Here is a 16,544-nt window from a genome sequence, read left to right on the forward strand (position 1 = left end):
TAGCGCACGCCCCAAAGGCGGGCATTTGCTGATTGATCAACGCCTTTCGGGAGAAACAGGCCGTGCGCAGCGCCAAGGATCGTGTGTTCTTTCTGGATTCCACGCGCAGCGTGCTGATGATGATGGTCGTCATCGTCCATTCCGGTGCTGTCTTTGATGTCGAGGGCTACTGGCTCGTCACGGCCGACAATCCCCGCGTCTGGATCACCACGCTGATCGAGTTCATCGCCCTGTTCGATGTGGAAGGGTTCTTCGTTGTCTCCGGCATCTTCACCGTGATGACAGCACGCCGCCATGGCACGGAAGCCCTTGCAGAAAGACGGCTGAAGCGGCTGGTCGTGCCGCTCGTCACCACCGCGATCGTGCTGAACGTGCCTTTCTCGCTGTTCATGCGACAGCAGGGGCTGTGCGACGAACCGGTGATATCCCTTACCTATCTGACCGGCGGATGGGTGCTTCACCTGTGGTTCCTGGTCAATCTCGTTTTCTACACGATGATCATGCGGGCGAGCCTTCCGGTGCTTCTGCCGCTCGCCGAGAAGCTGGAGCCATGGCTGCGCCTGACCCAGATGAAGACCCCGAAAGGCACGCGCCTCATCATCCTGCTCAGCGCGGTCAGCCTGGCACAGCTCGCCCTTGTCGGGATCAGCCATTTCACGCCGGTGATGTATGCGGAGCTTTTTTTCGGCAGCAGCCCTTACAGCTTCCTGCATCACTTCATGTTCTTCCTTCTAGGCGTGACGCTCGGCAGCTTTCCGTCTCTTTGGAAGAGTTTCACACGGGCGAGCGCGCCGCTCTATGCGACTGCCATTGTGCTTGTCTGCCTCGATGTCGTGATCACCGCACCATTCTATCTCGATATCCTGGTGGAGAACCTGATGGTGGTATTCGTCACCTTCAGCCTGATCCAGTGCCTTTTCGCCATGTTCAACAAGTTCCTCGACCGGCCATCGCCCGTCTGGCAACACCTGTCGGGCGCATCCTATTCGATCTACCTGCTGCATCACCCGCTCGTGGTGCTGCTCGCCTTCGTGATTTTCCGGACGAGCTGGCCGGCGGAGGTTGAATTCGCCTTTGTTCTGGGCGGCGCTTTTACCATCTCGTGGCTGGTTCACGTGTTGCTGATCAGCCGTTCGCCTCTACTGTCTTTCCTGTTCAACGGGAAATCGATGAAACGGGGCGATGGCTCAAAGACTGTAGCGGGCACTCAGGACAAACCCGCCTAGCCGCGCCATTCCCTGAAATGCTTGGACAGTTTCAGGCCCTGTCCCTGATAGTTGGAGCCGAGGTCGGCCCCGTAGACTTTCTGCGGCGTACCGGCGAGGCGTTCATACACGAGGCGCGCGACGAGCTGGCCGTCCTCCAGCACAAAGGGCGCATCATGCCCGCGCACTTCCAGAACGCCGCGGGACGGCACGGCGCAGCCAAAGCCCGGATCGAAGAAGCCTGCATAATGCACGCGAAACTCGCCCAGCAACGGGTCGATGGCGACCATTTCGGCGGCGAGGTCCGGCGGCACGCTGAGGGCTTCCTTGGAAGCCAGGATATAGAATTCGTCCGGATCGAGAATGATGCTGCCGGAGCGGTGCGCGGTGATCGGCGACCAGAATTCCGCCGGGTCGAGCGTGCCCGGCCTGTCGACATCGATCAGCCCGGCATGGCGGCGGGCGCGATAGCCGATGATCTCGCCTTCCTTGCCCGACAGCTGCACGGTCAGGTTCAGCCCGCCTGAAACGACCGCGCCGCCGTCAGCGAGCGGGTTCTCCTCGTGGCGCTGCTTCAACGCGGCATCGTCGAGCCATGCCTCGCCCCGCTTCAGGCGCAACTGGTTGAGGGTAGAGCCGGTGCGCACGACGATAGAGAATGTCCGTGGGCTGATTTCGGCATAAAGCGGCCCATCATAACCGGGGGGCACCGTCTCGAATGCCGTGCCGCCATCGGTGACGAGGCGCACGAACACGTCGATCCGGCCGGTCGAGCTTTTTGGGTTGGCGGCGGCGGCGACATCCTCCGGCAGCGACAAGCGCTCGCGCAGGGGCACGAGATAGACGCAGCCGCGCTCCAGCACCGCGCCATCGCCCAGCGGCAGCTCATGCATCCTCAGATCGCCCTTAAGGCGCTCCTCCACCGTACGGCCCTTGCCAGGCAGGAAGGAGGCGCGGATGCGATAGGCGGTCTCGCCCAGCGTCAGGTCGATGGAGGAAGGCTGGACCTGTTTCTCGCCTGCGGCACCGGCGAGGCGGATGGCGCCATCTTGTATCGCCTGCTCGATCGCCTCCGCCGTGAATACGCCCTGATCCTTACCCATCCTGATCCTCTGCCATCCCCATTGACTTCTATCCGCCGCCCGCCTATCCGCCTGTCATCGACGCAGGGTTTGGGCCGGCCGGCTTGCGGCTGCATCGATGACCGGTGACCGCACCGGTGCCGAACTGCTAAAAGGCCGGAGTCGGGTGGCTTTCACAACATATAAAGCTCCCCTTCGACAGGAGTCGACCATGAGTAACGACAAGAAACCTTCCACCAGCAACGCAAACTGGCGCCCGCGCACGCAGGCGATCCGCTCCGGCATTAACCGGGCCTTTCAGGAAACGAGCGAAGGCCTGTTCCTGACCTCCTCCTTTTCCTACGATTCAGCAGAGCAAGCGCAGGCGCGCTTTGCGGGCGAGGACAAGGGCTTCATCTATTCGCGCTATTCCAACCCGACGACGGAAGCGTTCGAGACGCGTCTTGCGACGCTGGAAGGTGCCAGCTGGTGCCGCGGCACGGCTTCCGGCATGGCGGCGGTGACCTCGACTATGCTGGGGCTGCTCTCGGCTGGCGATCACATCGTTTCCTCGCGGGCGCTGTTCGGCTCCTGCCGCTATGTCGTCGGCGAGCTCGCGCCCAAGCTCGGCATCGAGACGACTTTCGTTGACGGCGCCGATCTCGATGCGTGGGAGAAAGCAGCAAAGCCGGAAACGAAAATCTTCTTTCTGGAGAGCCCATCCAACCCGGGGCTACAGGTCGTCGATATCGAGGCCGTTGCGAAGATCGCCCACGCCAAAGGCGCAATCCTCGTCGTCGACAATGTCTTCGCCTCGCCGGTCTTCCAGAAGCCGCTGGCGCTCGGGGCTGACATCGTCGTCTATTCCGCGACCAAGCATATGGACGGTCAGGGCCGCGTGCTCGGCGGCGCGATCCTCGGCAACGATGAAGCATTGCTGACCGAAAGCCTGCAGCCCTTCCTGCGCAATACCGGCCCGGCGATCAGCCCGTTCAATGCCTGGGTGCTGCTGAAGTCGCTGGAGACGCTCGACCTGCGCGTCAACGCCGCCGCCGACAGCGCACTGGAACTGGCAACGCGGCTGGAGGGCCTTGAAGGCTCGCCGCTCGCGCGGGTCTATTACCCCTTCCTCGACAGCCATCCGGGCTGCGAGATCGCCCGGCGCCAGATGAAAAAGGGCGGCACACTGATCACCATGGAGTTCGAGGGCAGTGCCGATGTTGCTCAGGCCAAGGCCTTCGCCTTCCTCAACGCACTGAAGCTGGTCGACGTGTCTAACAATCTGGGCGATGCGAAATCCATCGCCACCCATCCGCGCACGACGACCCATCACCGGATCGGCGAGGAAGCACGACTGGAACAGGGCGTCACGCCCGGCCTCGTGCGCATTTCCGTTGGTCTCGAGGATGTGGAGGATCTGTGGGAGGATTTCACACAGGCGTTCGATAGTATATAGTACCGCATTGATGTGACCGGCCCGCCTTCAGGATTGATGGGGAATTCTGGCGGGCACGGCACCCTTTGCGTTTTAAGGGTTTGAAAATGTACGAAAAAACCACACGGGGCATTCGGGTTGTGGTGGAACCTGATTTTCTGGCTGAACAGTCGGAGCCCTATGATGATCATTATGTCTGGGCCTATACCGTCCGGATCGACAATAATTCCGACGAGGTCGTGCGCCTGAAGAACCGCCGCTGGCGGATTACGGATTCGCGCGGCCGTACCGAAGTCGTCTCCGGCGAGGGCGTTGTTGGCGAGCAGCCCGTGCTGCAGCCGGGCGAAGGCTTTGAATATACTTCCGGCGCGCCGCTGACGACGCCGTCGGGCCTGATGGTCGGTGAGTATTCCATGGAAACCGCCGAAGGCGTGATGTTCGACGTGGCGATCCCGGCCTTCTCCCTCGACAGCCCCCACGAAATTATCCAGCTCAATTAAGCGCTTGCAGCCCGGCAGAGCATTACCGGCCCTTGACCGGTCCTGCCGGGCAGGCCAAGCATTTCCGCCATGATCAATTTCAGGCCCGTCATTCTGGTCATCGGCGCGCTGACCGCCGCCCTTGGCGGGCTGATGCTCCTGCCATTGCTGGCGGACCTGACGGCGAGCGATCCTTATCTGCGCCAAGACTGGAGCGCGTTTGCCGCCTCCTCCCTCCTGTGCATGTTCTTCGGTCTCGGCCTCTATGCCACCGCGAGCGGCGGCTCTTTCGAGACGATGACCGTGCGCCAGGGCTTTCTGATCACCACGCTGAGCTGGGTCGTGCTGGTGCTGTTCGCTTCAGTGCCGTTCATGCTCGGCCTCTACAAGATGAGCTTCACCGATGCTTTCTTCGAGGCTATGTCCGGCCTGACGACGACTGGCGCCACGGTGATCATCGGGCTGGACGACGCGCCGCCGGGGCTTTTGCTATGGCGGTCAATGCTGCAATGGCTGGGCGGCATCGGGATCGTCATCATGGCCATCGCCATCCTGCCGATGCTGTCGGTCGGCGGGATGCAGCTGTTCCGGCTGGAATCCTCCGACAAGAATTCAGACAAGATCCTGCCCGGCGCCTCGCAGATCGCAACGGCGATTACCGGGCTTTATGTGTTCTTCACCGCGCTTTGCGCGATGCTCTACTGGTCCATGGGCATGACCGCCTTCGATGCGCTCAACCATGCGATGACGACCATCGCTACCGGCGGGTTCTCAACCAAGGACGCCTCCTTCGGCTATTTCCTCGATTCCGGCGATTTCGGCCCGGTCGATATCGTCGCTGCGGTGTTCATGATCGTCGGCTCCCTGCCCTTCGGCATCTATCTCCTCGCGCTGCGCGGGCGCATGGATGCGCTGTTTACGGACTCTCAGGTGCGCTTCTTCCTGATGGTCGCCTCGGCCTGCATTGTCGTGATCCTCTTACGGCTGTTCTATCTCTACGAGATCGACCTGTTCACCGCCTTTCGCCTGTCGGCCTTCAACGTCATCTCGATCATGACCGGCACCGGCTATGCCTCGACAGATTACGGGCTATGGGGCGCTTTTGCATACGGGTTCTTTTTCTGCATCATGTTCGTCGGCGGCTGCGCCGGGTCGACCAGTTGCGGGCTGAAGATCTTCCGTCTGCAGGTCGCGCTCGCGGCGCTCACCATCTATGGCAAGCGCCTTGTCTTCCCCAATGGCGTCTTCATCGCGCACTATAATGGCCGGCCGCTGACAGATGATGTGTTCATTTCCGTCCTGTCGTTTTTCTTTGTCTATTTCGCCGGGTTCGCGACGGTGGCTGTGATCCTGTCGCTGTTCGGGCTCGACCCGGTCACGGCGCTGTCGGCCGCGGGCTCGGCCATCGCCAATGTCGGGCCGGGCCTCGGTGATATTGTCGGCCCGTCAGGCAATTTCGAGAGCCTGCCGACCGGGGCGAAATGGGTGCTTTCCGCCGGGATGCTGCTCGGCCGGCTGGAATTCTTTACTGTCTTGGTGCTGTTCGCGCCGAGCTTCTGGCGGAGGTAGATGGGAGTTGGGAGTTTTTAGTTAGTAGTTTTCAGTAAGATTAATCACCCTACAAACTAATAACTACTAACTCCTGACTAAGCGGCGAAGCCGGAACCAGTCTCCCGCTTCTCGAAGCAATAGAGCCGCGACGTCTCCACCGCCGCCTGACGATGAAAGACGATCGCCTGATAGGCCGGGTCTTTCACCATCTCGATGAAGGCGTCCTTTGAAGGATATTCGGCGATGAAGCCCGCATGCCATGTCTCGTCCGCCGGGCCAATCAGCGGGACTTGCGGCTTGCCGTTCCAGATGATCTGGCCGCCGACCCGGGTGAAGATCGGCTCCGACTCTCGCCCATAGGCCTTGTAGGCCTCGACGCCGGTTGCCTCGCGACCATCTTCATAGTCAGCCCTGGCGCGGAAACGCAGCAGGTTCAGCATCTGCACCGGTCCGGCAATGTCCATTTTAGCAAACTGGCGGAATGCGTCGCGGTCAGGGTCGATGTAACGGGTCATGGCGGCCTCCTTTTCCAAAGAGGCTAGCGAACACTAAGTGGTGAGCAAAGCATTACGCACAGTAACCGCTAGAGGGCTTACTCCTCGTTCTCGCGTTCGCGATACTGGTGAACCGCAAGCCAGACAACGTAGGAAATCCAACAGACAAGAGTAGGCAGAAGGAGAAATGCCCATCCGGTCAGCACTGCCAACGCTATCAAGAGGAATAAACAGGGCACGAACACCCGATTAGCCCATTTGACGTATGGTTTTTGCAACCACTCGTCCTGCAACTCTGTGATGGACTTTCTTCGTCTGGCCACTGATCTTCCCGGTCTCTGAAACCAAGGAAAACCGAAGGCTAGTCGCCTTCGGCCTCCTCCACCTCGAACACATATTCCTCGCGGCAGAAGTCGCAATTGACGACGATCTTGCCGTCCTCGACCATGTCTTCGAGGTCAGCGCGGTCATAGCGCGACAGCACATTCTCGACCTTCTCGCGCGAGCAGCCGCATTCGAAATGCACGGATGACCCATCAAAGACGCGCACGCCGTTTTCGTGATAGAGCCGGAACAACAGTTCCTCGGCCTGCAGGGTCGGGTCGAGCAATTCGTCCGCATTCGTCGTGTTGAGCAGTGCCTCGGCGTTGTCCCAGTCTTCCTGGTCATCCTCGCGCATCAGCTCTGCCGCGCCACGATCGCGCCCGCCGCCTTCGCCCGGCATGAACTGCACCATGATGCCGCCGGCGCGCCATTGGGGCTTTTTCCCCGGCACCTCGATACGCCCGACGGCGAGCTTGATCGCGGTCGGGATCTGTTCGGACTGCTTGAAATAGTTGATCGTCGCCGTCGCGATATCCGGCCCCTCCAGCGGGGTGACGCCCTGATAGCGCTCCATGTCCGGGCCCTGGTCGATGGTCATGACCATGTGGCCCTTGGCGAGCAGGTAATGCAGCTCTGCCCCCCGGGCCTTCGCAACCACGTCTTCCTTGCCCTCGGCGATCTTCGCCGTGGCACGCAGGGCACCGCCAGCGCTGTAATCGGCAACGAGCATGGAGACGGGGCCATCGCCCTGCATCTGCAGGATCAGCTTGCCCTCGAATTTCAGCGAGGAGCCGACCATGGCGACGAGCGCTGCGGCCTGACCCGTCAGCTGCGACAGTGGCTCGGGATAATCATGGCGCGAGAGGATCTCGTCGACACTGGCGCCGAGGCGCACGAGCTTGCCGCGCACGGAGGTCTCGCCCACCTGGAACGGCAAGATAAAGTCATCGGCGGCATGCGCCGTGGTTTCCTGGAATTCGGTCATGTCTATGATTTCAGTTTGTAGCCTGACTTGAAGAGCAGGTAGGTAAGCACGCAGGTCGCGACATTCAACACCATGACAACGATCGCACCGGTGACGGGGGAGGCGTCCGACACGCCGATGAAGCCATAGCGGAAGCCGTCGATCAGGTAGAACACCGGGTTGACGTGGGAAAATGCCAAGAGCCAGTCGGGCAGCCAGGGCGAGCGCATGGAATAGAACGTGCCCGACAGGAAGGTCAGCGGCGTGATCACGAAGTTCTGGATCAGGGCGAGCTGGTCGAATTTCTCCGCCCACATGCCGCCAATGGCGCCGAGCGCGCCAAGGAAGATCGCTGCCTGCACCGAGAAATAGAGGATCGGCCAGATGTTCACGACCTGCATCGGCTCGCCCAGCAGGGAGAAACCGAAGACCGTCAGCGCCGTGACGAAGCCCACAAGAAGACCGCGTGTCGCCGCGCCCGCCACGAAGGCGACCGTCAGCTCGGCGGCCGACAGGGGCGGCATCAGCACATCGACGAGCGAGCCCTGCACCTTGGCAATGATCAGCGAGGACGACGAATTCTGGAACGCGTTCGACAGGATCGCCATCATGATCAGGCCCGGCGGCAGGAACTGGGTGACGGCAAGCGTCACGCCCTCCATCTCGATGCCGTTGCCGCGCGCGCCCCATGCGCCCATGAACACCAGCAGGAACAGGAGCGTCGAAATGATCGGCGCGAAGACGGTCTGGAACGCGACCTTGATGAAACGGTGCACTTCCTTCTTGTAGAGCGTCCACAGGCCGAGCCAGTTCACATGGCCGAAGCGGCGCTCGCCAAAGGCGCTTTTCTGGACCGTTTGCGCGTCGACAATCGTTTCGGAATCTACTGCCATGATCGGGATTTTCCTCTTGCGTGGGAATGAAACTGGTGTGGCCCCTGCCGCAGCCAAGGTCAAGCCGGGCAGTTTCTCCCCAACTGGGGAAAAAATTGCCCGAATCAGGATGTTGTGGTTAAAACTTTCTTAACCCTGCATATTGTAATTTTTTCTCGTCCAGATACTATATCTATGCGCTTCTACGGAGCGGGTTACCGGCCAACACTATATATGGTGTGCGTTCAGGGCCGGATGTTAACGAATTCATTTATAGGCGGATGGAGCATCAATATGGCTTGGACAGACGAACGCGTAGACCTCCTGAAGAAATTGTGGGCAGAGGGGCTGTCAGCCAGTCAGATTGCCTCGAAGATGGGTGGCGTGACCCGCAACGCCGTGATCGGCAAGGTACACAGGCTCGGCCTGTCGGGCCGCGCAACGCCGGCAAAGCCGCAACGTGGCCGCATCAACGAGGGTACACGCGCCGCAGCGCCGCGTAGCTTTGCCGCGCCCAAGAAGACATTCGAGGCAGACGAGAACGAGCCGGAATTCCTCGAGCCGCTGGTGCTCGATGGCGGCGACATGGCGACGGTCTCGACCCTGAACAAAAACATGTGCAAATGGCCGGTCGGCGATCCGACCAGCGAGGAATTCCATTTTTGTGGCCAGTCTGCCCAGTCCGGAAAACCCTATTGCGCCTACCACGCCCACATGGCGTTCCAGCCGTCGCACACGACCCGCAAGGAACGCCCGCGTCCGCAACAGCGCATTCTCGCCCAACGCAAGGTTGGGTGAGGCCCAGACCGGATGAAGGCAAGACCGGATGAAGGCACGGCCGGGTAAAGCCTGCCTGACGTCAAGACAGACAGATCTGAGAACCGCTCCGCCATCGGAGCGGTTTTTTTATGGATATGCGGTGCCTGACGGATAGCGCAGGCTTGCCGGGATACCGGTAACATGCAATGCTTTGCGCAATCAGATAAAATCAAGCGAGGACACGTCATGGCCCACAGTCGAACCCTAAAAACGTCAATCAGGGCAATATTTGTGGCCCTGCCCTTGCTGCTCATTTCACCGTTTCCCACCGCGAACGCCATGGAGGAGGCATCAGCCATAATCTCCAAGGGTTTCATTTACGATGACGCGCCCTATCCGGAGGCTCATGCCTCTACCATTGTCGAGACAGCGGACGGCACCATTGCCGCGTCATGGTTCGGCGGCACGAAGGAGCGCAACCCCGATGTGGCGATCTGGTTCGCGACGCATGAAGATGGCGCCTGGCAGACACCGGTGAAAGTCGCTGACGGTGAGCAGGCTGACGGCACATTCGTGCCTACCTGGAACCCGGTGCTGTTCCAGCCCGCCGATGGTCCGCTGACCCTCTATTACAAGGCCGGCCCCACCCCGCGTGACTGGTGGGGCATGCAGACAGTCTCCCATGATGGCGGACAGACGTGGGAAACCCCGGTGCGCCTGCCGGACGGGATTCTCGGCCCGATCAAGAACAAGCCGGTACAGCTTGGCGATGGCACGATCATCTCTCCCTCCAGCGTCGAAAATGCCACCTATGAAGGCTGGTTCATGCATTTCGAGCGCAGCGGAGACAATGGCGATACGTGGACAAGTACCGGCCCGATAGAAAGCCCCGAAGGGATCGACGCCATCCAGCCGAGCATTCTGGTTCATCCGGACGAGACATTGCAGGCACTCGGCCGCACCCGGCAGGGCGTTGTCGCATGAGCTGGTCAAGGGACGCCGGCAAGACATGGTCCCCCGTCGCGGCGACCACACTGCCCAACCCGAATTCGGGCACCGATGCGGTGACGCTGCAGGATGGCCGACATCTCATCGTCTATAATCCGACGGCGCATAATCCGGATACGCCGGGCAAGGGCTATCGCTATCCGCTGGCTGTTGCGGTGTCCAATGACGGACTATCCTGGGCCCGGGTCCTGACGCTGGAAACAGAACCGCTGCCAAGCGGATACGCCTATCCAGCGGTCATTCAGGCCACGGATGGACTGGTGCATGTCACCTATACCCATGACAGGAAGCGGATCACCCATGTGGTGATAGACCCGGAAGAGCTGGAATAAGCCTCGCGAGCCTAGTTCACATGCTCCAGCGCATAGCCGGCCGAACGTACAGTGCGGATCGGGTTGGCATGGCCGTGGCGCGACAGCGCCTTGCGCAGGCGGCCGATATGAACGTCGACCGTGCGTGCCTCGACAAAGACGTCAGAGCCCCAGACTGCATTCAGTAATTGCTCGCGTGAAAAGACGCGTCCGGGGTGCTGCATCAGGTGGTCCAGCAGGCGGAATTCCGTCGGCCCCAGATGGATCTCCTGCTCACCGCGGCTGACCCGGTGGGCAGAGCGGTCGATGACGATATCGCCGAAGGTCAGCGCTTCTTCCACAAGGCCCGGGCGGATTCGGCGCAGGATGGCGCGGATGCGGGCGACCAGCTCGTTCATCGAGAACGGCTTGGTCATGTAATCATCGGCGCCGGTATCGAGCCCGCGAATGCGGTCGGCCTCTTCGGCGCGGGCTGTCAGCATCAGGATCGGGATATTGCGCGTCTCGTTGCGCGAGCGCAGGCGGCGGCAGACCTCGATCCCGGAAATCTTCGGCAGCATCCAGTCGAGGATGATGATGTCGGGCGCGCGTTCCTCGACCTTCAGCAGCGCTTCCTCGCCGTCACCGGCTAGGGTCGTGTCGAAACCTTCCTTGCCCAGATTGTAGTCGAGCAGGGTGGCGAGGGCTTCTTCGTCTTCGACGATCAGGACACTGGTATTGGCCATGGCTCAGTTTCCTTTCGAGGCCGCCGCTATTCGGGCTTGGCCATTTCCTTCGGCACGGAGGTCACGCTGGTCACGTCGCGCTTGGGGCGGACGGTTTTCAGCTGTTCGCCGGTCTGGTCATAGAATACGCACTCGGCGACATTTGTAGCATGATCGCCGATGCGTTCGAAATTCTTCGCGACGAAGACAATATGGGTGCAGGCGTTCACGAGGGTCGGATCGCGCATCATCACTGTCAGGATTTCGCGGAAGATGGAATTGTAGAGCTCGTCAAGCTCGCCATCGCCGCCCCAGACGGCAATCGCGCCTTCCGGGTTCTTCTCCATGATGGAGTTCAGGACGTCCGTGACCTGACGCAGGGCGATGCGGCCCATGCGCACCACCGTGCCGACGGAGGACGCTGCGTCTTCCTGACTGACGACCTTGGTGCGTTTGGAAACGTTCTTGGCGAGATCGCCGATCCGCTCCAGCTCGTTGGAAATCTTCAGCGCTGTCATCACCTGACGCAGGTCGCGCCCGGCAAGGCGGCGGCCTTCGAGGATTTCCTGTACCAGAGCCTCGATCGCAGCTTCGCGTTCATCGACCTGACGGTCGATGTCGATGACCTGGTCGGCCAGCGACAGGTCGCGCTTTTCGAAGGCGGTGATGGCATCGGACAACTGCTGCTCGACCATGCCGCCCATGGCGGTCACGCTGAGAGACAGTTTTTCGAGCTGGTTGCCCCCGGATCTGATCAGGCTCAAGGCCATTGCGGCACTCCATTACGAGAAGCGCTGTATGAACGAGTTTTGTGACAGAATTTTATAAGCAGACACATTAATTTAGCCTGCTTTGATAGCATTTGTCGCTTGCGGCGCGCAAGCGCTGTCACAAAACTGTTATATTTTAAAATAGATAAATAATATCAGGAGCTTGACTCCATAACGGCAATTTTACGGGCCGGCCTGAAAAAACAGGTGAAAGAGGAGCCATGGCCGATGCTGGATTCGATCTGGAGCCCGCCATTGTGGCGATTGACGATGTGCTTGACGATCGCAAGCCCGAGCCCGGTGCCGCCTCGAGAACGACTTTCCTCGACATCGACGCGATAAAATCGCTCGGTCAGTCGCGGCAGGTCGGACCGGTCGATGCCGCGGCCATCGTCGCGCACCTGGATGTAGATGAGGTCGGCCACCTTCAACCCGGCCCGTGCGCTGATCTGGGCTGCCGTGTCGCCGGTGCGGATCGCATCCGGGCCCGGCGCTTCCGGCTCGCCGCGCCCCACGCGGATCGTCACCGTCGGATTGCGGCCTGCATATTTCAGCGCATTGTCCGTCAGGTTCTGGATGATCTGGACCAGTTCATCGCGGTCGCCCTTGATAGCCCGGCCATCGCCATCAAGATCGGTCTCGACCCGGACACGGCCTTCATACTCGCTGGCAACCGGTGCCAGGCTCGCCTTCACATCTTCGGCGATGGCCACCGGATCGATGGTGTCACGGGGGGGCATGTGCTCGTTCAGCTCGATCGTGGACAGGCTCATCAGATCGCGCACCAGACGCAGCATGCGTTCCGCCTGGGCCTGCATGATGCCGAGGAAGCGCTCCCTTGCCTCCGGATCGTCCTTGGCATGGCCGCGCAATGTCTCGATAAAGCCGAGCATGGACGCCAGCGGGGTGCGCAGTTCATGACTGGCATTGGCAATGAAGTCCGTGCGCATCTTTTGCAGGCGCCGTTCGGTCGACAGATCGGAGATGAAGACGAGAAGCCCATCTTCGCTCGCCTGATTGCCGCTTCCAGGCTGCTGGCGCGCGGCCAGCGGGGTCACGAACAGCCGGCAATGGCGCTCGACCGAGCCACCGATCGTGAAATCGGCGATCTGCGGCTGGCCGGAATTCATCGCCGCTTCCAGCGAATTGCCGACGACCGGCGCGCGAAAAATCTCGGTCAGGAACTTGCCCTCCGGCTCGGTCTTGAAGAATTCCTTCGTGGCGGGGTTGGCGAGCTCGATCTTGCCCTCGGCCTGCAGCAGGATCACAGGCTCGGGCAGCGCATTCAGCACGGTGCGCAAGCGCTGGAACAGGATCAACTGCTCCTGCACCATGCGGCGAGCAGGCTTCGACCAGTTGATGCGGGCAAGAAAATAGCGCGCGGCCAGACCGGCGATGATGACGATCCAGATCAGCGCTGCCTGAAAGAACGGCGTATCGGTAATCGCCGCGAAAATTCCGCAGGCACCGCCGGACAGCCCCGCCGCCCAGAAAAAGTCCGTCAGGCGCACACGGCGGGCAATCTGCCTGATTTCTTCGTCGAGACCGGTTGTCATTGTCGCCCAGTTGTCATTGTGGCCCTGTTGTTATTGTGGCAGTGCCCGCTTCATAATAGTGTCACGAGGAAATCCCTCATACTCCCTTGCCGGTTTCCCCTAGATTATCTACACCCATGCTGCAAGGCGAACGCTAACACGATCAGCCATTTATCCCATCACGGAGCGTTTTAATGACAGGCTACAAGCAGACCAAACGATGCAAGATCCTCGCAACACTCGGCCCCGCCAGTGACGCGCCGGAACGCATCCGCTCTCTCGCGCTGACAGGCGTCGATGCCTTCCGCCTCAACTTTTCCCATGGCGAGCATGAAGAGCACCTGCAGCGCCTGAAGAATGTTCGCGCCGCAGAAGAGGCGACGGGCAAGTACCTGACCGTCGTCGCCGACATGCAGGGCCCTAAAATCCGCGTCGGCAAGCTGAACGGTGGCGAGCAAGACCTGAAATACGGCAAGGAATTCAAGCTGGTCTGCGATCGCGAAGTCGATGAGGACGGCGTGATCCCGATCCCGCACCCGGAGCTGTTCGAGGCGCTGCAGAAGGGCGACGCGATCATGCTCGACGATGGCCTCCTGCGCCTGACGATTACCGAGATCGACGGCCTGGAAGGCAAGGCCAAGGTCGATGTGCCGGGCAAGCTGACCAATCGCAAGGGCATCAACATTCCCGGCCGGTACCTGCCTATCGATGCGCTGACCGAAAAAGACAAAAAGGACCTCGCCTTCGCCCTGGAAGTCGGTGTCGACTACATCGCGCTGTCTTTCGTGCAGAAAGCCAAGGACGTGATCGAGGCGCGCAAGCTGATCGGTGACAAGGCCGGCATCATCTCCAAGATCGAGAAACCCGCCGCGCTGGAAGAACTGGAAGAGATCATCGAGCACTCTGACGCTGTCATGGTCGCCCGCGGTGACCTCGGCGTCGAACTGCCGCTGGAACAGGTGCCGGTCGCCCAGCGCCGCATCATCAACCTCGCGCGCAAGGCAGGCAAGCCGGTCATCGTCGCGACGCAGATGCTGCAATCCATGGTAGACTCGCCGATGCCGACCCGCGCCGAAGCATCCGACACGGCATCCGCCGTCTATCTGGGTGCAGACGCAGTCATGCTGTCGGCGGAAAGCGCCGTCGGCCGCCACCCGGAAACGGTTGTTGCGATCATGTCGCGCATCATCCAGGCGGTCGAAGGCGACGAGACCTATTGGGAAGACATCAACCTGAAGACGGCTTCTGCCGCGCCTGAATCCGCCAATGCCATCGCAACGTCGATCCGTCACACGGTCGGCCTGCTCGGGTCAAAGGCCGTGCTCGCCGGCACATCGGTGGGCTCGACCGCCTTTGCCGTTGCCCGCGAGCGCCCGCGCACGCACATTCTCGGCATCACTCCCTTCGCTGAAACTGCGCGTCGGATCAGCCTCGCCTGGGGTATCCAGGCCGTGGTGACACCGGACTACAAGACCTTCGAAGAGTTCGACGAGGCGGCAGCCCGGATCTCGAAAGAGATGGGCATTGCCGACAAGGGTGATACGATCCTGCTGACTGCCGGCATCCCGATGGGCCGCCATGGCGGCACAAACACGATGAAGGTCATCGCGATAGATTAGGACGACATTACATGCGCCGGTCCCGTTTGCTTCGCAGCTTTCTGTTTCCAGTACTCGGAGCTATCACCGCGACCGGTGCCTTGATGCCTGTCATTGCAGCGACGTTGTCAGTCTCCGATGACGGTCGTTACCTCGTCACGCCGGACGGGGAGCCTTTCTTCTGGCTCGGCGACACGGCGTGGGAGCTGTTCCACCGCCTCACCCATGACGAAGCGATCGCCTATCTCGACGACCGGGCCGCGCGGGGCTTCACCATTATCCAGGCTGTAGCGCTGGCCGAAAAGGACGGGCTGAACGCGCCGACGCCGGCTGGCTACCTGCCACTGGAAAATAATGATCCGGCCACGCCGCTCATCGTCGATGGCCCGGACAATGATTACTGGGACCATGTCGACCGCGTCATCGATGCTGCCAATGAGCGTGGATTGATCGTCGCCCTGTTGCCGACATGGGGTGACAAGTGGAACCTGGCATGGGGCCCCGGCCCTGTCGTCTTCACACCGGAGAATGCGCGGATCTATGGCGAATGGATCGGCACCCGGTATCGCGACAAGGAAGTTATCTGGGTCCTCGGCGGCGACCGCAATCCGGAAACGGAGGAGCATCTGGCGATCACCGATGCCATGGCTGACGGCATTGAGGCGGCGGCCGGCAAGGATGCGCTGATCACCTTTCACCCACAGGGCGGCACAGGCTCGGCGCAGTGGTTTCATGACCGCGACTGGCTCGATTTCAACATGCGCCAAAACGGTCACCAGACGGATTATCGCCACTATACCGGCACGATCGCCGACCGGAACCGCGAACCGGCCAAGCCGCTGGTCGAGGGCGAACCGCTCTATGAGGGCATCCCGATCCAGTTCGATGCAGAGGCCAATGGCTATGCCATGGCCCTCGATGTGCGCCGCCCGCTATACTGGAACCTGTTCAATGGCGCTGCAGGGCATACCTATGGCCACAATTCGATCTGGCAGATGTTTGACGAGCGCTACCCGCCAACCCTCGATCCACTGATGAGCTGGCGCGAGGCGCTGGAAGCGACCGGCGGCGACGACATGCGCCACGCCAAGTCACTGCTGACCTCCCGCCCCGGCTGGGAAAAGCGTGTTGCCGCGCCGGAAATCCTGATCGAGCGCAATGGCGGCAAGTCGGTGCCCGGTGGCGCTGCCCAGCGCATCGTCGCGACCCGTGCTGCGGACGGGTCATGGGCCATGGTCTATGTGGCGGTCAGTCGGCCTGTCTCTATCATCGCCGATGCCGTGGGAGGCGACACCATGAATGCGTGGCTGTTCGATCCACGCACCGGCGCGGCCCAAAGCCTCGGCCAGCTGGCAACCAGTGAGGAATTCCTTTTCACGCCACCCAATGGCGGCGAGCAGGTGGACTGGGTGCTTGTGCTGGATACAGCCGGGGCGGCTTTCCCTGCCCCCGGCCAAGACAGATAATCGAAAAG

At 61.0% G+C, this 16,544-nt stretch carries 14 protein-coding genes and 1 pseudogene; 8 read left to right on the forward strand and 7 right to left on the reverse strand.

The window, feature by feature from the left end:
- Positions 1–32 precede the first annotated feature (32 nt).
- The gene (locus FF098_RS16090; protein WP_155142469.1) at positions 33–1,226 is read left to right on the forward strand and encodes an acyltransferase family protein; all 1,194 of its coding nucleotides are present in this window, start codon (positions 33–35) and stop codon (positions 1,224–1,226) included.
- On the opposite strand, the gene FF098_RS16095 is transcribed toward FF098_RS16090, so the two are convergent.
- Positions 1,223–2,308 (reverse strand): 2'-deoxycytidine 5'-triphosphate deaminase, encoded by a 1,086-nt coding sequence (locus FF098_RS16095; RefSeq protein ID WP_155142471.1) that lies wholly within the window; start codon positions 2,306–2,308, stop codon positions 1,223–1,225. The two genes, FF098_RS16090 and FF098_RS16095, sit on opposite strands and share 4 nt — an antisense overlap.
- A gap of 190 nt (positions 2,309–2,498) precedes the next feature.
- On the opposite strand from FF098_RS16095, the gene metZ reads away from it, so the two are divergent.
- The 3 genes from metZ (at position 2,499) to FF098_RS16110 (ending at position 5,749) form a co-directional block, all read left to right on the forward strand.
- Positions 2,499–3,722 carry an O-succinylhomoserine sulfhydrylase gene (metZ, locus tag FF098_RS16100; RefSeq protein ID WP_155142473.1) on the forward strand — a complete coding sequence of 408 codons (1,224 nt, stop codon included), beginning with the start codon at positions 2,499–2,501 and terminating at the stop codon, positions 3,720–3,722.
- A gap of 86 nt (positions 3,723–3,808) precedes the next feature.
- Positions 3,809–4,201: a Co2+/Mg2+ efflux protein ApaG gene (apaG, locus tag FF098_RS16105; RefSeq protein ID WP_155142475.1), complete on the forward strand. Its 393-nt coding sequence runs from the start codon at positions 3,809–3,811 to the stop codon at positions 4,199–4,201.
- Positions 4,202–4,270: 69 nt separating this feature from the next.
- Entirely contained in the window at positions 4,271–5,749 is a 1,479-nt protein-coding gene (locus tag FF098_RS16110; RefSeq protein WP_155142477.1) for a TrkH family potassium uptake protein, read from the forward strand.
- A 77-nt stretch (positions 5,750–5,826) separates the two neighbouring features.
- Here the strand turns inward: FF098_RS16110 and FF098_RS16115 are convergent, their stop codons facing one another.
- The 3 genes from FF098_RS16115 to FF098_RS16125 form a co-directional block, all read right to left on the reverse strand.
- Positions 5,827–6,246, reverse strand: coding sequence for a DUF1330 domain-containing protein (locus FF098_RS16115; RefSeq protein WP_155142479.1), 420 nt, complete (start codon positions 6,244–6,246; stop codon positions 5,827–5,829).
- A gap of 340 nt (positions 6,247–6,586) precedes the next feature.
- The gene (locus FF098_RS16120; RefSeq protein WP_155142481.1) at positions 6,587–7,534 is read right to left on the reverse strand and encodes an Hsp33 family molecular chaperone; all 948 of its coding nucleotides are present in this window, start codon (positions 7,532–7,534) and stop codon (positions 6,587–6,589) included.
- Between the two features lie 2 nt (positions 7,535–7,536).
- A complete protein-coding gene (locus tag FF098_RS16125) occupies positions 7,537–8,406 on the reverse strand; it encodes an ABC transporter permease (protein WP_155142483.1) in 870 nt (289 codons plus the stop codon).
- A 273-nt stretch (positions 8,407–8,679) separates the two neighbouring features.
- On the opposite strand from FF098_RS16125, the gene FF098_RS16130 reads away from it, so the two are divergent.
- Both FF098_RS16130 and FF098_RS18065 read left to right on the forward strand, forming a co-directional pair.
- The gene (locus tag FF098_RS16130; protein ID WP_155142486.1) at positions 8,680–9,183 is read left to right on the forward strand and encodes a GcrA family cell cycle regulator; all 504 of its coding nucleotides are present in this window, start codon (positions 8,680–8,682) and stop codon (positions 9,181–9,183) included.
- Between the two features lie 300 nt (positions 9,184–9,483).
- Positions 9,484–10,484: pseudogene (locus FF098_RS18065) on the forward strand (sialidase family protein).
- 11 nt (positions 10,485–10,495) lie between these two features.
- On the opposite strand, the gene phoB reads toward FF098_RS18065, so the two are convergent.
- The 3 genes from phoB to FF098_RS16150 all read right to left on the reverse strand — a co-directional run bounded on the left by phoB (position 10,496) and on the right by FF098_RS16150 (position 13,493).
- Positions 10,496–11,188: a phosphate regulon transcriptional regulator PhoB gene (gene phoB, locus FF098_RS16140; protein WP_155142488.1), complete on the reverse strand. Its 693-nt coding sequence runs from the start codon at positions 11,186–11,188 to the stop codon at positions 10,496–10,498.
- 26 nt (positions 11,189–11,214) lie between these two features.
- Positions 11,215–11,937, reverse strand: a complete 723-nt coding sequence (gene phoU / locus FF098_RS16145; RefSeq protein WP_155142490.1) for a phosphate signaling complex protein PhoU — start codon at positions 11,935–11,937, stop codon at positions 11,215–11,217.
- Between the two features lie 155 nt (positions 11,938–12,092).
- The gene (locus FF098_RS16150; protein WP_155142492.1) at positions 12,093–13,493 is read right to left on the reverse strand and encodes an ATP-binding protein; all 1,401 of its coding nucleotides are present in this window, start codon (positions 13,491–13,493) and stop codon (positions 12,093–12,095) included.
- Positions 13,494–13,666: 173 nt separating this feature from the next.
- Between FF098_RS16150 and pyk the strand changes: the two genes are divergently transcribed.
- Together pyk and FF098_RS16160 are read left to right on the forward strand one after the other, a co-directional pair.
- The gene (pyk, locus tag FF098_RS16155) at positions 13,667–15,091 is read left to right on the forward strand and encodes a pyruvate kinase (protein WP_155142494.1); all 1,425 of its coding nucleotides are present in this window, start codon (positions 13,667–13,669) and stop codon (positions 15,089–15,091) included.
- 11 nt (positions 15,092–15,102) lie between these two features.
- Positions 15,103–16,536 carry an apiosidase-like domain-containing protein gene (locus FF098_RS16160; protein ID WP_155142496.1) on the forward strand — a complete coding sequence of 478 codons (1,434 nt, stop codon included), beginning with the start codon at positions 15,103–15,105 and terminating at the stop codon, positions 16,534–16,536.
- Positions 16,537–16,544: the final 8 nt, after the last annotated feature.

Origin of the sequence: Aquisalinus luteolus, from assembly GCF_009712425.2 — a bacterium.
Classification (GTDB): domain Bacteria; phylum Pseudomonadota; class Alphaproteobacteria; order Caulobacterales; family Parvularculaceae; genus Aquisalinus; species Aquisalinus luteolus.

Coding starts and splice junctions, on each gene's coding strand:
- FF098_RS16095 (WP_155142471.1), bottom strand. CDS start 2,308: ATGGGTAAGGATCAGGGCGTATTCACGGCGGAGGCGATCGAGCAGGCG.
- metZ (WP_155142473.1), top strand. CDS start 2,499: ATGAGTAACGACAAGAAACCTTCCACCAGCAACGCAAACTGGCGCCCG.
- apaG (WP_155142475.1), top strand. CDS start 3,809: ATGTACGAAAAAACCACACGGGGCATTCGGGTTGTGGTGGAACCTGAT.
- FF098_RS16110 (WP_155142477.1), top strand. CDS start 4,271: ATGATCAATTTCAGGCCCGTCATTCTGGTCATCGGCGCGCTGACCGCC.
- FF098_RS16115 (WP_155142479.1), bottom strand. CDS start 6,246: ATGACCCGTTACATCGACCCTGACCGCGACGCATTCCGCCAGTTTGCT.
- FF098_RS16120 (WP_155142481.1), bottom strand. CDS start 7,534: ATGACCGAATTCCAGGAAACCACGGCGCATGCCGCCGATGACTTTATC.
- FF098_RS16125 (WP_155142483.1), bottom strand. CDS start 8,406: ATGGCAGTAGATTCCGAAACGATTGTCGACGCGCAAACGGTCCAGAAA.
- FF098_RS16130 (WP_155142486.1), top strand. CDS start 8,680: ATGGCTTGGACAGACGAACGCGTAGACCTCCTGAAGAAATTGTGGGCA.
- phoB (WP_155142488.1), bottom strand. CDS start 11,188: ATGGCCAATACCAGTGTCCTGATCGTCGAAGACGAAGAAGCCCTCGCC.
- phoU (WP_155142490.1), bottom strand. CDS start 11,937: ATGGCCTTGAGCCTGATCAGATCCGGGGGCAACCAGCTCGAAAAACTG.
- FF098_RS16150 (WP_155142492.1), bottom strand. CDS start 13,493: ATGACAACCGGTCTCGACGAAGAAATCAGGCAGATTGCCCGCCGTGTG.
- pyk (WP_155142494.1), top strand. CDS start 13,667: ATGACAGGCTACAAGCAGACCAAACGATGCAAGATCCTCGCAACACTC.
- FF098_RS16160 (WP_155142496.1), top strand. CDS start 15,103: ATGCGCCGGTCCCGTTTGCTTCGCAGCTTTCTGTTTCCAGTACTCGGA.